The sequence below is a fragment of the Micromonospora psammae genome (assembly GCF_036902725.1).
GTDB lineage: Bacteria > Actinomycetota > Actinomycetes > Mycobacteriales > Micromonosporaceae > Micromonospora.
The window spans coordinates 21,047-34,632 of the sequence record NZ_JBAKHM010000031.1; the positions used below are offsets into that span (position 1 = coordinate 21,047).

At 74.3% G+C, this 13,586-nt stretch carries 13 protein-coding genes; 10 read left to right on the forward strand and 3 right to left on the reverse strand.

From position 1 onward, the window contains the following. Positions 1-837: a DUF1775 domain-containing protein gene (locus V6U79_RS26720; protein WP_334616285.1), complete on the reverse strand. Its 837-nt coding sequence runs from the start codon at positions 835-837 to the stop codon at positions 1-3. Positions 838-1,041: 204 nt separating this feature from the next. On the opposite strand from V6U79_RS26720, the gene thrS reads away from it, so the two are divergent. The 3 genes from thrS (at position 1,042) to V6U79_RS26735 (ending at position 4,399) form a co-directional block, all read left to right on the forward strand. Then, the gene (thrS, locus tag V6U79_RS26725) at positions 1,042-3,045 is read left to right on the forward strand and encodes a threonine--tRNA ligase (protein WP_334616286.1); all 2,004 of its coding nucleotides are present in this window, start codon (positions 1,042-1,044) and stop codon (positions 3,043-3,045) included. A gap of 98 nt (positions 3,046-3,143) precedes the next feature. Next, positions 3,144-3,701, forward strand: a complete 558-nt coding sequence (locus tag V6U79_RS26730) for an HIT family protein (RefSeq protein ID WP_334616287.1) — start codon at positions 3,144-3,146, stop codon at positions 3,699-3,701. Between the two features lie 65 nt (positions 3,702-3,766). Beyond that, on the forward strand, positions 3,767-4,399 hold the full coding sequence (locus tag V6U79_RS26735) for a CG0192-related protein (protein ID WP_334616288.1): 633 nt from the start codon (positions 3,767-3,769) through the stop codon (positions 4,397-4,399). A 63-nt stretch (positions 4,400-4,462) separates the two neighbouring features. Here the strand turns inward: V6U79_RS26735 and V6U79_RS26740 are convergent, their stop codons facing one another. Further along, entirely contained in the window at positions 4,463-4,954 is a 492-nt protein-coding gene (locus V6U79_RS26740) for a hypothetical protein (RefSeq protein ID WP_334616289.1), read from the reverse strand. 55 nt (positions 4,955-5,009) lie between these two features. On the opposite strand from V6U79_RS26740, the gene V6U79_RS26745 reads away from it, so the two are divergent. Next, complete coding sequence (locus tag V6U79_RS26745) at positions 5,010-6,068, forward strand: aldo/keto reductase (RefSeq protein ID WP_334616290.1); 1,059 nt, start codon at positions 5,010-5,012, stop codon at positions 6,066-6,068. A gap of 16 nt (positions 6,069-6,084) precedes the next feature. Here V6U79_RS26745 and V6U79_RS26750 read toward each other — a convergent pair whose 3' ends face one another. Then, the gene (locus tag V6U79_RS26750; protein WP_334527135.1) at positions 6,085-8,247 is read right to left on the reverse strand and encodes an elongation factor G-like protein EF-G2; all 2,163 of its coding nucleotides are present in this window, start codon (positions 8,245-8,247) and stop codon (positions 6,085-6,087) included. A 255-nt stretch (positions 8,248-8,502) separates the two neighbouring features. Here V6U79_RS26750 and pgsA point away from each other — a divergent pair, with 255 nt between their 5' ends. The 6 genes from pgsA to pdxT all read left to right on the forward strand — a co-directional run bounded on the left by pgsA (position 8,503) and on the right by pdxT (position 13,523). Further along, complete coding sequence (gene pgsA / locus V6U79_RS26755) at positions 8,503-9,123, forward strand: phosphatidylinositol phosphate synthase (protein ID WP_334527138.1); 621 nt, start codon at positions 8,503-8,505, stop codon at positions 9,121-9,123. Then, complete coding sequence (locus tag V6U79_RS26760; RefSeq protein ID WP_334527141.1) at positions 9,120-10,052, forward strand: phosphatidylinositol mannoside acyltransferase; 933 nt, start codon at positions 9,120-9,122, stop codon at positions 10,050-10,052. The genes pgsA and V6U79_RS26760 overlap by 4 nt, the downstream gene beginning before the upstream one ends. 16 nt (positions 10,053-10,068) lie before the next feature. Further along, positions 10,069-11,238, forward strand: a complete 1,170-nt coding sequence (locus tag V6U79_RS26765) for a glycosyltransferase family 4 protein (protein ID WP_334527144.1) — start codon at positions 10,069-10,071, stop codon at positions 11,236-11,238. A gap of 8 nt (positions 11,239-11,246) precedes the next feature. After that, entirely contained in the window at positions 11,247-11,747 is a 501-nt protein-coding gene (locus tag V6U79_RS26770) for a hypothetical protein (RefSeq protein ID WP_334527202.1), read from the forward strand. Between the two features lie 161 nt (positions 11,748-11,908). Further along, entirely contained in the window at positions 11,909-12,826 is a 918-nt protein-coding gene (gene pdxS / locus V6U79_RS26775; protein WP_334527147.1) for a pyridoxal 5'-phosphate synthase lyase subunit PdxS, read from the forward strand. An 88-nt stretch (positions 12,827-12,914) separates the two neighbouring features. After that, the gene (gene pdxT / locus V6U79_RS26780) at positions 12,915-13,523 is read left to right on the forward strand and encodes a pyridoxal 5'-phosphate synthase glutaminase subunit PdxT (RefSeq protein WP_334527150.1); all 609 of its coding nucleotides are present in this window, start codon (positions 12,915-12,917) and stop codon (positions 13,521-13,523) included. Positions 13,524-13,586: the final 63 nt, after the last annotated feature.

Below are 13,586 nucleotides of genomic sequence, written 5' to 3' on the forward strand. Positions count from 1 at the left end.
TCAGCGTGAGCCCACCGGCTCGGCCCGCTCGCCCGGTGGCCGCGCCCCCTCGGCCGGCTCGTCGGCCGCCGGCCCGCCCGCGTCCCCCGCGTCGTCGGGGTCGTCGGTCGGGTCGGCCCGGTGCCGGCCCCGGCTCACCGCCCAGCCGATCACCGCGCCGCCGCCGACACCGATCAGCAGCCCGCCGCCGAGCAGCACGTTGGCGCTCGGCCCGGCCTCGGCCGGTCCCGGCGCGGCGGCGGGATCCGCCGCAGCACCGGCGTCGCCGCCGTGGGCGTGACCGGTGACCGCGCCGGGGGCCGCCGGCAGCAGGGTCAGCGTGGGGGCGGGGTGTGCCCCGCCGGCCGGGTCGGCCCAGCGCACCACCGTCCCGTCCGCGTACGTCTGGACCACCTCGAAGCGCATCGTGTCGGCCTGCGGCAGCGGGCCCATGGCCAGCGGCAACCGGGCCGGCCCGGCCGATGGCGCGCCCGCGGCCCGGGTCCAGGTCACCGCGGCGGTCACCGAGGTGACCCCGTCGGAGTGGATGCCGGCCACCGGTTCGTCCAGGGTCCGCGAGGTCATCAGCGGCGCCCAACCGTCCACCGACAGCGGGTAGACCTCGCCGACCGGGGCGTCGGCGGGGAGCCTGACCTCGATCTTGCGCGTCCGCGTCCCGGGCCGCTCCTCGGGCACCACGAACGTCACCTCCACCGCCCCGCCCTGCACGGCCCGGGTCGGGGTGGTCGTCACCTCCGCCGCCTGGGCCGCCCCCGGCCAGCCCAGCACCCCGGCGACCGTGGCGGCCAGCACCGCCCCGGCCCGGGTCCGACGGCTGCCGCCACGGGTCGTCGCCATCGCTGCCCCCATCCGTGTCCGCGTGACCGGCTCCGGCCACACCGGGTAGTTCGGACGGGAGGCCGGAAAGGTTCAATCGGCGGCGGTGGAAAAGGGCGCCCGTGCGCTACCGGAGGCGTTAGGAGAGGGCCCGGCCTCTGCCGATAGCATCGCAGGGAGCCGGTCCCCGGCACGATCCGTACCGTCTGCAGCTGAGGAGTCACCGTGTCCGCACCCCGTACCCCCGTCGTGGCCGACCCCGTCGTCGTCGCCGCCGGGACGACGGCGGCCGACGCGGTGGCCGCGGCCGGGCTGCCCGCGAACGGCCCCAAGGCGGTCGTGGTGGTCCGCGACCCGCAGGGCCGGCTGCGCGACCTGGACTGGGCGCCGGCCGAGGAGACCACCGTCGAGCCGGTCAGCCTGGACTCGCCGGACGGCCTGGACGTGCTGCGCCACTCCACCGCCCACGTGCTCGCCCAGGCCGTGCAGGGCGTCTTCCCGGAGGCGAAGCTCGGCATCGGCCCGCCGATCGAGAACGGCTTCTACTACGACTTCGCCGTCGACAAGCCGTTCCAGCCGGACGACCTGGCCAAGCTCGAGAAGCGGATGCAGGAGATCGTCAAGTCCGGGCAGCGGTTCCGCCGCCGCCGCTTCGGCAGCCTGGACGAGGCGAAGGCCGAACTGGCCGCCGAGCCGTTCAAGCTGGAGCTCATCGACGTCAAGGGCGAGGGGCTGGACACCGCCGAGGTGATGGAGGTCGGTGGTGGTGAACTCACCATCTACGACAACCTCGACGCCAAGGAGGACAAGGTCTGCTGGTCGGACCTCTGCCGTGGCCCGCACCTGCCGAACACCCGGCTGATCGGCGCGTTCAAGCTGATGCGCTCCGCCGCCGCCTACTGGCGCGGGTCGGAGAAGAACCCGCAGCTCCAGCGGGTGTACGGCACCGCGTGGCCGACCCGCGACGAGCTGAAGGCTTACCTGAAGCTGCTGGAGGAGGCCGCCCGGCGCGACCACCGCAAGCTCGGCGCGGACCTCGACCTGTTCAGCTTCCCCGACGAGATCGGCTCCGGCCTGGCGGTCTTCCATCCCAAGGGCGGCATCATCCGCCGGGAGATGGAGGACTACTCCCGTCGCCGGCACGAGGCCGCCGGGTACGAGTTCGTCAACACCCCGCACATCACCAAGGCGCAGCTCTTCGAGACCTCCGGGCACCTCCAGTGGTACGCCGACGGCATGTACCCGCCGATGGAGATGGAGGGCGCGAACTACTACCTCAAGCCGATGAACTGCCCGTTCCACAACCTGATCTTCCGGTCGCGCGGGCGGTCCTACCGCGAGCTGCCGCTGCGGCTGTTCGAGTTCGGGTCGGTCTACCGGTTCGAGAAGTCCGGCGTGGTGCACGGCCTGACCCGGGTGCGCGGCATGACCCAGGACGACTCGCACATCTACTGCACGCCGGAGCAGATGGCCGGCGAGCTGAAGTCGCTGCTGGCCTTCGTCCTCGACCTGCTGCGCGACTACGGCCTGGACGACTTCTACCTGGAGCTGTCCACCCGCAACCCGGAGAAGTCGGTCGGCACCGACGAGAACTGGGAGCGGGCCACCGAGGCGCTGCGCTCGGCCGCCGAGGACTCCGGCCTGGACCTGGTGCCCGACCCGGGTGGCGCGGCCTTCTACGGGCCGAAGATCTCCGTGCAGGCCAAGGACGCGATCGGCCGGACCTGGCAGATGTCCACGATCCAGGTGGACTTCAACCTGCCGGAGCGGTTCGGGCTGGAGTACCAGGCCGCCGACGGCACCCGGCAGCGGCCGGTGATGATCCACCGGGCGCTCTTCGGTTCGATCGAGCGGTTCTTCGGGGTGCTCACCGAGCACTACGCGGGCGCGTTCCCGGCCTGGCTGGCGCCGGTGCAGGTGATCGGCATCCCGATCCGCGAGGACCACACCGACTACCTGCACGGCTTCGTCGCGGCGCTGCGCGCCCAGGGGATCCGCGCCCAGGTCGACGCCGGTGACGACCGGATGCAGAAGAAGATCCGCACCGCGCAGCAGCAGAAGATCCCGTTCATGGTGATCGCCGGCGACGACGACGTGGCCGCCGGCACGGTGTCGTTCCGGTACCGCGACGGCTCGCAGCGCAACGGGGTGCCGATGACCGAGGCGGTCACCCACGTGCTGGACGTGGTCGGCTCCCGCGCCAACTCGGGGCCGTCCGCCGCGAGCTGAGCACTCCGCGGCGGTGCTCCCGCCGGCCGGGCCCGGGGTGACCCGGCCGGCCGGTGGGGCCGGCCGGGGCTCACCGCGGTGACCGTAGGATCGGCGATGTGACTGGGGCGGAACAGCACTTCGACGGCGGAACGGAAACCGGCTCGGCGGACGGGCTGGAGCGGCTCTGGACGCCGCACCGGATGACCTACATCTCCGGGGAGGACCGCCCCGAGGGCGGCTACGAGAAGCCCACCGGCTGCCCGTTCTGCCTGGCCCCCGGCCTGCCGCCGGAGCAGAGCCTGGTGGTGGCCCGGGGCGAGCGGGTCTACGCGGTGCTGAACCTCTACCCGTACAACCCCGGTCACCTGCTGGTCTGCCCGTACCGGCACGTCGCCGACTACACCGAGCTCGACCCCGACGAGACGATCGAGCTGGGCGTTTTCACCCAGACCGCGATGCGGGTGGTCCGCAAGGTCAGCAACGCGCACGGCTTCAACCTGGGCATGAACCAGGGCGGGGTGGCGGGCGCCGGCATCGCCGCGCACCTGCACCAGCACGTGGTGCCGCGCTGGGGTGGCGACGCCAACTTCATGCCGGTGATCGGCCGGACGAAGGTCCTGCCGCAGCTGCTCACCGACACCCGGGACCTCTTCGCCCAGGCCTGGCCGAGCTGATCCCGGCGGCCCACCGTGATCCACGGGGGCGGCCCGGAGCCGGCGCGGCCTCTACCATTCGGCGCATGGCCCTGCTGCACCGCGCGGAGATCCGCCCCACCAAGCTGGAGCTGTTGACCGACTGGCTGCCGGGCCGCTCCTGGTGGCGGGGCCCGGTCACCGCCGGGCTGACCCGCGTCGCCGGCTACCGGTTCGACGACCCGGCCGGCGCCGTCGGCATCGAGACGCTCCTGGTCCGTGCCGGTGACGGGCCCGTCCACCAGGTCCCGCTCACCTACCGCGACGCCCCGCTGGCCGGCGCGGACGACTGGCTGGTCGGCACCACCCGGCACTCGGTGCTCGGCCCGCGCTGGGTCTACGACGCCTGCGGCGACCCGGTCCACGCCGCCGCCCTGGCGTCGGCCATCCTCACCGGCGCCGGCCAGGCGCAGGAGTACTTCGAGGTCGACGGCGTGCGCGAACTCCGGGCACCCAGCATGACGATCACCAGTAGCGGGGCGAGCCACAGCGGGCCTCCCCCCGTCGGCGCCGTGCGCGCCGTGCGCGACGGCGACCTGACGGTCACCGTCACCGACTCCGTCGAGCTGACCGTCGTCCGCCGCCCCGGCGGCGCCGACGCGCCGCGGGGCGCCCGGCTGACCGGCACCTGGCCGGGGCAGTCGAACCCGGTGCCGCTGGCGTACGCCGTGCCGCGCTGACCTGCCCGCCGGGCCGGCGTGCCACCGCCGCGCCCGCCCGGGTTCAGCCGTGCCCGCCCGGCCTCAGCCGCGCAGCGCGGCGGCCAGCTCGGGCCAGCTCTCCACCCGGCGCACCCCGGGCAGGTGCCGCCGGTACGCGTCGACCTCGTCCGGGCGGGGCCGGAGCAGGTAGCGGTGCGGCACCGTGTCCAGGTAGCCGAGTACCTCAAGCCGGTCGTCGACGAAATGGGTCAGCCCCAGCCCGGCGGCGATCGGCGCCTTCTCCGGTCGGGTACGACAGAAGCGCAGCCGCTCCGGCCCGATCCCGGTGCGGCCGTGGAAGTCGTGGTGGGCCAGCCACCGCCGGGTGCGCTGTTCGGTCTCCGCGCCGCACTTCGACACCACGTACGCCTCGTCGAAGAGCGGCACCACCTCGGCCAGCACGTCGAACACGCCGTCCATCGGGGGTGTGCGCAGGAAGTTGCCGCCGAAGAACGAGGTGTCCTCGTTGCCGTCACTCAATTCGATGATCACGCCGCCGACGTCCACGCCCAACCGCCGCATGTGCTCGATCATGCACGATCGGCGAACTCCCCGCCCGCCGGCGCGTCCGAGGTGGCACGATGCGTCGATGGCAGTGACGACAAGGACGTTGGGCCGCAGCGGGATCGAGGTCAGCGCCCTCGGCATGGGGTGCTGGGCGATCGGCGGCCCGTGGGCCGAGGGCAGCCGCCCGCTGGGCTGGGGCGCCGTGGACGACGAGGAGTCGATCCGGGCCGTCCGCCGAGCGCTCGACCTCGGGGTGACCCTGTTCGACACCGCCGACACCTACGGGGCCGGGCACGGTGAACGGGTCCTCGGCCGGGCGCTCGCCGGCCGGCGGGACGAGGCGGTGATCGCCACCAAGTGGGGGTACACCTTCGACGAACGGTCCCGGCAGGCCACCGGGGAGGATCCGTCCCCGGCGTACCTGCGCCGGGCGGTGACCGACTCGCTGCGCCGGTTGGACACCGACCGGATCGACCTGTACCAGCTGCACCTGGGTGACCTGTCGCTGCCCCGGGTGGAGGCGCTGGTGGGCACGCTGGAGGAGCTGGTCGCCGAGGGGCTGGTCCGGGCGTACGGGTGGAGCACCGACCGGGTCGACCGGGCGGCGGTCTTCGCGCAGGTCGCGCCGCACGCCACCGCCGTGCAGCACACCCTGTCGGCGCTGCGGGACGCGCCGGCGATGCTCGCCGCGTGCGACAAGCACGACCTGGCCAGCGTCAACCGGAGCCCGCTCGGAATGGGGCTGCTGACCGGCAAGTACACCACCGCCTCGACGCTGCCGCGCGACGACGTACGCGGCCTCGCCCCGACCTGGTTGGAGTGGTTCCGCGGCGGCCGGCCGGCGCCGGAGTGGCTGCGTCGGGTCGCCGCGGTCCGGGGCGTGCTCACCGCCGACGGCCGTACCCTCAGCCAGGGGGCGCTGGGCTGGATCTGGGCCCGCAGCGGGCGGACGGTGCCGATCCCGGGGTGCCGCACCGTCGCCCAGGTCGAGGAGAACGCCGCCGCCCTGCACCGGGGCCCGCTGACCCCCGACCACTTCGCCGAGGTGGAACGCCAGCTCGCGGCCGTACGCACCGCCGCCCTCCGCGACGCCGACCGTCCCCACTGGCCGATGCCCCCCGTCCCCGCGGCCCGCCCCTGACGGGGCGGGTGCGGAGTCAGGGGTGGGTGGTGTGTTCCTTGCGGGCCTGGTCGGCCAGGTGCGCGGGCATGGGGTCGTAGCGGACGAAGTGGCGGCGGAAGGTGCCGGTGCCCGCGGTCATCGCCCGCAGCTCCACCGCGTAGCGCAGCAGCTCGGTGGCGGGGACCTCGGCGCGGACCAGGGTGCGCCCTTCGGCGTCCGGGTCCGGCTCGGTGCCGAGCACCCGGCCGCGCCGGCCGGAGAGGTCGCCCAGCACCGCGCCCACGGAGGAGTCGGCGACCCGGACGATCACCTCGTCCACCGGCTCCAGCAGGGCCGGCTGTCCCTTCTCGGCGGCGTCGCGCAGGGCGAGCGCGCCGGCGGTCTGGAACGCCGCGTCGGAGGAGTCGACGCTGTGCGCCTTGCCGTCGACCAGGGTGACCCGCAGGTCCACCACCGGCTGGCCGGCGACCAGGCCGCGCTCCATCTGCGCCCGGACGCCCTTCTCCACCGACGGGATGTAGTTGTGCGGGACGGCGCCGCCGACCACCCGGTCGACGAACTCGAACCCGCCGCCGGCCGGCAGCGGCTCGACCTCGATGTCGCAGACGGCGTACTGGCCGTGGCCGCCGGACTGCTTGACGTGCCGGCCGTGCCCCTTCGCCGGCACGGTGAGCGTCTCCCGTAGCGGCACCCGCACCGGCTCGGTCTCCAGCTCCACCCCGCCGCTGCGCAGCCGGTCCAGCACCACGTCGGCGTGCGCCTCGCCCATGCACCAGAGCACCAGCTGGTGGGTCTCCGGGTTGCGCTCCAGCCGCAGCGTCGGGTCGCCGGCGACCAGCCGGGCCAGGTTGCGGGCCAGGGCGTCCTCGTCGGCCCGGCTCTTCGCCACCACCGCGACCGGCAGCAGCGGCTCCGGCATCTCCCAGGGCGCGATCAGCAGCGGCTCGTCCTTGGCGGAGACGGTGTCGCCGGTCTCCGCGCTGCCCGACTTGGTGATCGCGCAGATGTCACCGGCGACGCAGGCGGGTACCTCGCGCAGCGTCGCGCCCAGCGGGCTGTAGACGTGCCCGACCCGCTCGTCGGCGTCGTGGTCGGGGTGCCCGCGCTCGGCCAGGCCGTGCCCGGAGACGTGCACCACCTGGTCGGGGCGCAGCGTGCCGGAGAAGACCCGGACCAGGGAGACCCGCCCGACGTGCCGGTCGACGGTGGTCTTGACCACCTCGGCGACCAGCGGGCCGGCCGGGTCGCAGCTCAGCGGGGGCCGGGGCGAGCCGTCGACCCCGGTGACCGCGGGCAGCTCGTGCTCCAGCGGCGACGGGAAGGCGGCGACCAGCCCGTCCAGCAGCACGTCCAGTCCGACGCCGGTCTCCGCGCAGACCGGCACCACCGGGTAGAAGTGGCCCCGGGCCACCGCCGTCTCCAGGTCGGTGATCAGGATGTCGGTGCCGATCTCCTCGCCGCCGAGGTAGCGGTCCATCAGGGTCTCGTCCTCGCTCTCGGCGATGATCCCCTCGATGAGCTCGTCGCGGGCCTCGGTGATGGCCGGCAGGTGCTCCGGGTCCGGTTCCCGCACCGCGGCCGGCAGCCCGGCCGAGTAGTCGAAGACCCGCCGGGTGATCAGCCCCATCAGGCCGGCGACGGACACGCCGTCGTCGCCGAGCATCGGCAGGTAGAGCGGGAGGACGTTGTCGCCGAAGACCCGCTGGCAGAGCGCCACCGCCTCGTCGAAGTCGGCGCGGGGGTGGTCCAGCCGGGAGACCGCGACGGCGCGCGGCATGTCGACGGCCGCGCACTCCTCCCAGAGGGCGGCGGTGGCGGCGTCCATCCCGTCGGCGGCGGAGACCACGAAGAGCGCCGCGTCGGCGGCCCGCAGGCCGGCGCGCAGCTCGCCGACGAAGTCGCCGTAGCCGGGGGTGTCCAGCAGGTTGACCTTGACGTCGCGGTGCAGCAGCGGCGCGCAGGCCAGGCTCACCGAGCGCTGCTGGCGTACCGCCGCCGGGTCGTGGTCGCAGACGGTGGTGCCGTCGACGACGGAGCCGGCCCGGCCGATCGTGCCGCTCGCCGCGAGCAGCGCCTCGACCAGGGTCGTCTTGCCCGCGCCGGAGTGCCCGACGAGCACCACGTTGCGAACCCTGCCGGGCTCGGTCACCACCGGCGCGTTGCCGGCGACACCCTTCTCCTGGTTCTTCTGCGCCATCGCGGCGCACCTCCCTCAGCGGTGGTTGGTGGCGACCGCCGCGGGCGACGGGGAAGCGGTGCCCGGGCGGGTGCCGCGGCGATATCCTCCTGGGCTCTGCCGAACGACGGACAGTCAGGCGGTCGGGTCGGTGAGCTGGCTCACCTCCCACACCCGATCTCACACCCGTGGCGGACCCGACACAAGCCTCCCGTGGGCGGGTCGACACGACCGGGCGTATCGCCGGCCGCTGCCTGCCGTTATCGTGGGACCGCCATGGCGAAGATCTTCCAAGTGACGGCCCGCGCGGGGATGACCCGCGTCGTCGAGCCGGTCGCGCGCGGACTGCTCCGCGCGGGTGTGTCCCCCAACGCGGTCACCGTGACCGGCACCGTCGGCGTGCTCGTCGGCGCCCTCGGCTTCGGCGCCCGCGGCGACCTGGTCGCCGGCGCGGTGATCGTCACGGTCTTCGCGCTCACCGACCTGCTCGACGGGACGATGGCCCGGATGAGCGGCGGCTCCACCCGGTTCGGCGCGTTCCTCGACTCGAGCATGGACCGGGTCGCCGACAGCGCCGTCTTCGGCGCGGTCGCCTACTGGCTGGCCACCGAGGGCAACCATTCCGGGGTGGCCGCCGCGCTGCTCTGCCTGGCCGCCGGCGGGCTGGTCTCCTACGTCAAGGCCCGCGCCGAGGGGCTCGGCATGTCCGGCGACGTCGGCATCGCCGAGCGCACCGAGCGGCTGCTGATCGTCGGGGTGGGCGGCCTGCTCACCGGCCTCGGCGTCGACCCGGCCCTGGAGATCGCGCTCTGGCTGCTCGCCGCCGTGTCGATCTTCACGGTCGGCCAGCGGATGCGGCACGTGTACCGGCAGGCCCAGCTGGTCGGCCGGGAGTGAACCTCACCGAGCTCGGCTACGTCGCCGGATGGCGCCTGGCCCGCGCGCTGCCCCGGCCCGTGGTGGCCGCGGCCTTCCGGGCGGGCGCCGACCGCGCCGCCCGGCGAAACGGCGGGGGTACGGCCCGACTGCGCGCCAACCTGCGCCGGGTGGTCGGCCCGGATCTGCCCGAGGCGGAGCTGGACGACCTGGTGCGGCGGGGCCTGCGCTCCTACGCGCGGTACTGGATGGAGGCGTTCCGGCTGCCGGCGCTGAACCGGACGCAGATCCTCGCCGGCTTCCGGCTCGACGGGGCCGAGAAGCTCGCCGCCGACGTCGCCGCCGGCCGCGGCGCGGTGGTGGCCCTGCCGCACGCCGGCAACTGGGACGCCGCGGGCGCCTGGGTGGCCGCCACCGGCTGGCCCATCACCACCGTCGCCGAGCGGCTCAGGCCCGAGGCGGTCTACGAGCGGTTCGTCGCCTTCCGACAGGGCCTCGGCATGGAGATCCTGCCCACCCACGGCGGCGACCGACCCGCCTTCGACGTGCTGGAGGACCGGCTGCGCGCGGGCACGGTGGTGCCGCTGCTGGCCGACCGGGACCTCTCCGCCCGGGGCGTCGAGGTCGATTTCTTCGGCGGCCGGACCCGGATGCCGGCCGGTCCCGCGCTGCTGGCGATCCGCACCGGCGCCCCGCTCTACGTCGCCTCGATGTGGTACGAACCGGATGCCGCGTGCGCCTCGATCGAGGGCCCGATCCCGCTGCCCGACCCGGCGAGCGCCCCGCTGGACGTCCGGGTGAAGGTGCTGACCCAGCGGATTGCCGACGGTCTGGCGGCGGGCATCGCCCGGCATCCGGAAGACTGGCACATGTTGCAGCGGATGTGGCTGGACCAGCGGGGCACGGCAAGCGGCGCGACACGGTCCGCGCCGACCACCGGCAAGGCCTGACGGGAAGGGCGCCTACGTGCGGATCGGCATCGTGTGCCCGTACTCCTTCGACGTCCCCGGCGGGGTGCAGAACCACATCGTCGACCTCGCCGAGGCGCTGATCGGGCTCGGTCACGAGGTGAGTGTGCTCGCCCCGGCCGACGAGGACTCGCCGCTGCCGCCGTACGTGGTGTCGGCGGGGCGGGCCGTGCCGCTGCCGTACAACGGCTCGGTGGCCCGGATCGCGTTCGGCCCGGTCTCCACCGCCCGGGTCCGGCGCTGGATCACCCGGGGCGACTTCGACGTGCTGCACGTGCACGAGCCGCTGACCCCGAGCCTGTCGATGCTCGCCGTGCTCTGCGCCCGTGGCCCGGTGGTCGCCACCTTCCACACCGCGATGACCCGGTCCCGGGTGCTCGCCGCCGCGCAGGGTGTGCTGCAGATCCTGCTGGAGCGGATCACCGCGCGGATCGCGGTCAGCGCGCTGGCCCGCAAGGTGCAGGTCGAGCACATGGACGGCGGCGCGGTGGAGATCCCCAACGGGGTGGCGGTGGCCAAGTTCACCGGCGTGGAGCCGCTGCCCGGCTGGCCGGGGGAGTGCCCGCCCGGGCGCGGCGGCGCCCTCGGCTTCCTCGGGCGGTTCACCGAGGCCCGCAAGGGTTTCCCGATCCTGCGGGACGCCTTCGTGGCGCTCGCCCCGCAGCGGCCGGGGCTGCGCCTGCTGGTGGCCGGGCCGGGGGACCGCGACGACCTGTACGGGCGGTTCCCGGCCGAGCTGCACGACCGGGTGACCTTCCTCGGCATGGTCTCCGAGCCGGACAAGGCCCGGATGCTGCGCAGCGTGGACCTCTACGTCGCGCCGAACACCGGCGGGGAGTCGTTCGGCATGATCCTCACCGAGGCCCTGGCGGCCGGCACCACGGTCGTCGCCAGTGACCTGGACGCGTTCCGCCGGGTGCTCGACGGTGGACGGGCCGGCCGGCTCTTCCCGACCGGCGACGCGGCGGGGCTGCGCAACGCCCTGGCCGAGCTGCTCGACGACCCCGACCAGCGGGCCGCGCTGACGGCCTGCGGCGACCAGGTGGTCGCCCACTACGACTGGCCGGTGGTGGCCCGCCGGGTGGTGGAGGTGTACGCGGCGGCGATCGAGGCCACCGACGGCCGGGTCATGGACCAGGAGTGGGCGGGGCTGGGCGGGGCGGTGTGACCACTACGATGCCGCACATGTGGTGGGTGGTGGTCGCGCTGGTCGTCGGCCTGGTCGCGGCGTACCTGATCTGGACCGCCGGCCGGGTCGAGCGGCTGCAGAGCCGCGCCGAGTCGGCGGCCCGGGCCCTCGACGCGCACCTGCTGCGCCGGGCCGCGGCCGCCGCGGTGCTCGCCGAGCGGCGGTACGGCGTCGAGCTGTACGCCGCGGCGCGAATCGCCCTGGACGCGGGTCCGGCGGAGCGGGAGGCCGCCGAGAACGACCTCACCCGGCAGCTGCGCGTGGTGGAGCTGGATCCGGCCGACCCGGCCTGCGAGGCGGTGATCGCGGCGAGCCGGCGGCTGGCCCTGGCCCGGCAGGTGCACACCGATCTGGTCCGGGACGCCCGGACGGCTCGCGGCCGGCCGCTGGTGCGGCTGTTGCGGATGGGGCGGCGGCACCCCTGGCCCCGCTACTTCGACATCGACGACCCGACCCTCGTCGTCCCCGCCGACGTCCCGGCCAGCTGACGTCCGTGGTGTCCCGGACCTGCCTCGGCGTCCGGTTCGAGGGTGGGTGACGGCAGCCACATCGCAGGCCACCGTGGGTCCGATTGGCTGTCGGAGCGGCGTCGGCGCGGTCGTAGCATGAGCCAAAGCCACCCCCGAGCAGGTCCGAGGAGCGATAACCCGTGCCCGAAACCACCTCCCCGAACACCGGCGCCAATTCCGTCGTCGGCACCGCCCGCGTCAAGCGCGGCATGGCCGAGATGCTCAAGGGCGGCGTGATCATGGACGTGGTCACCCCCGAGCAGGCCAAGATCGCCGAAGACGCCGGCGCCGTCGCCGTGATGGCGCTGGAGCGGGTGCCCGCCGACATCCGCGCCCAGGGCGGCGTCTCCCGGATGAGCGACCCGGACATGATCGACGGCATCATCGCCGCGGTCTCGATCCCGGTGATGGCCAAGGTCCGCATCGGCCACTTCGTCGAGGCGCAGATCCTCCAGTCCCTCGGCGTCGACTACATCGACGAGTCCGAGGTGCTGACCCCGGCCGACTACGCCAACCACATCGACAAGTGGGCGTACACCGTCCCCTTCGTCTGCGGCGCGACCAACCTGGGCGAGGCGCTGCGCCGGATCACCGAGGGCGCGGCCATGATCCGCTCCAAGGGCGAGGCCGGCACCGGTGACGTCTCCAACGCCACCACCCACATGCGGAAGATCCGTCAGGAGATCCGCCGGCTCAGCTCGCTGCCCGCCGACGAGCTCTTCGTCGCCGCGAAGGAGCTCCAGGCGCCGTACGAGCTGGTCAAGGAGGTCGCCGAGACCGGCAAGCTCCCGGTGGTGCTCTTCACCGCGGGCGGCATCGCCACCCCGGCCGACGCCGCGATGATGATGCAGCTCGGCGCCGAGGGCGTCTTCGTCGGCTCCGGCATCTTCAAGTCCGGCAACCCGGCGCAGCGCGCCGCGGCGATCGTCAAGGCCACCACCTTCCACGACGACCCGGACGTGCTGGCCAAGGTCTCCCGCGGTCTCGGCGAGGCGATGGTCGGCATCAACGTCGACGAGATCCCGCAGCCGCACCGGCTGGCCGAGCGGGGCTGGTGAGTCGGTCCGGCACACGCCGGGGACGGGGTGGAGACGCGGGCCGGTGCGCCGGCCCGCCACGCCGGACGACGAACGAAGGAGCGGTGACATGAGCGACGCACCCGTCATCGGTGTGCTCGCCCTGCAGGGGGACGTCCGGGAGCACGTCGCGGCCCTGGCCGGTGCCGGCGCGGACGCCCGCCCGGTCCGCCGCCCGGCCGAACTGGACGCGGTCGACGGGCTGGTCATCCCCGGCGGCGAGTCCACCACGATCAGCAAGCTGGCCGACATCTTCGAGATGCGCGAGCCGATCGACAAGCGGATCGCCGGCGGCATGCCGGTCTACGGCTCCTGCGCCGGCATGATCATGCTGGCCACCGAGGTGCTGGACGGCCGGCCGGACCAGCGGGGCTTCGACGGCATCGAGATGACGGTGCGTCGCAACGCGTTCGGCCGCCAGGTCGACTCGTTCGAGGCGCCGGTGGAGATCGACGGGGTGGCCGGCGGGCCGTTCCACGCGGTGTTCATCCGGGCCCCGTGGGTGGAGCGGGTCGGCGACGGCGTGCAGGTGCTCGGCACGGTGGCCGACGGACCGGCCGCCGGGCGGATCGTGGCGGTACGGCAGGGCAACCTGCTGGCCACCTCGTTCCACCCCGAGCTGACCGGTGACCTGCGCGTGCACGCGTACTTCGTGGAGCTGGTCCGGGCCGCCCGCTGAGTCGTCGCGTCCCGTCTGTCCCCGTTGGGGCGGATGGGGCGCGGCCGGTGCCGTGCGGTGCGT

What these genes read in the sequence shown, in the direction of transcription:
- V6U79_RS26745 (WP_334616290.1), top strand. Translation starts at nt 5,010, where the DNA reads ATGGCAGTGACGACAAGGACGTTGGGCCGCAGCGGGATCGAGGTCAGC.
- V6U79_RS26735 (WP_334616288.1), top strand. Translation starts at nt 3,767, where the DNA reads ATGGCCCTGCTGCACCGCGCGGAGATCCGCCCCACCAAGCTGGAGCTG.
- V6U79_RS26750 (WP_334527135.1), bottom strand. Translation starts at nt 8,247, where the DNA reads ATGGCGCAGAAGAACCAGGAGAAGGGTGTCGCCGGCAACGCGCCGGTG.
- pdxT (WP_334527150.1), top strand. Translation starts at nt 12,915, where the DNA reads ATGAGCGACGCACCCGTCATCGGTGTGCTCGCCCTGCAGGGGGACGTC.
- V6U79_RS26720 (WP_334616285.1), bottom strand. Translation starts at nt 837, where the DNA reads ATGGCGACGACCCGTGGCGGCAGCCGTCGGACCCGGGCCGGGGCGGTG.
- V6U79_RS26770 (WP_334527202.1), top strand. Translation starts at nt 11,247, where the DNA reads ATGCCGCACATGTGGTGGGTGGTGGTCGCGCTGGTCGTCGGCCTGGTC.
- V6U79_RS26740 (WP_334616289.1), bottom strand. Translation starts at nt 4,954, where the DNA reads ATGATCGAGCACATGCGGCGGTTGGGCGTGGACGTCGGCGGCGTGATC.
- pgsA (WP_334527138.1), top strand. Translation starts at nt 8,503, where the DNA reads ATGGCGAAGATCTTCCAAGTGACGGCCCGCGCGGGGATGACCCGCGTC.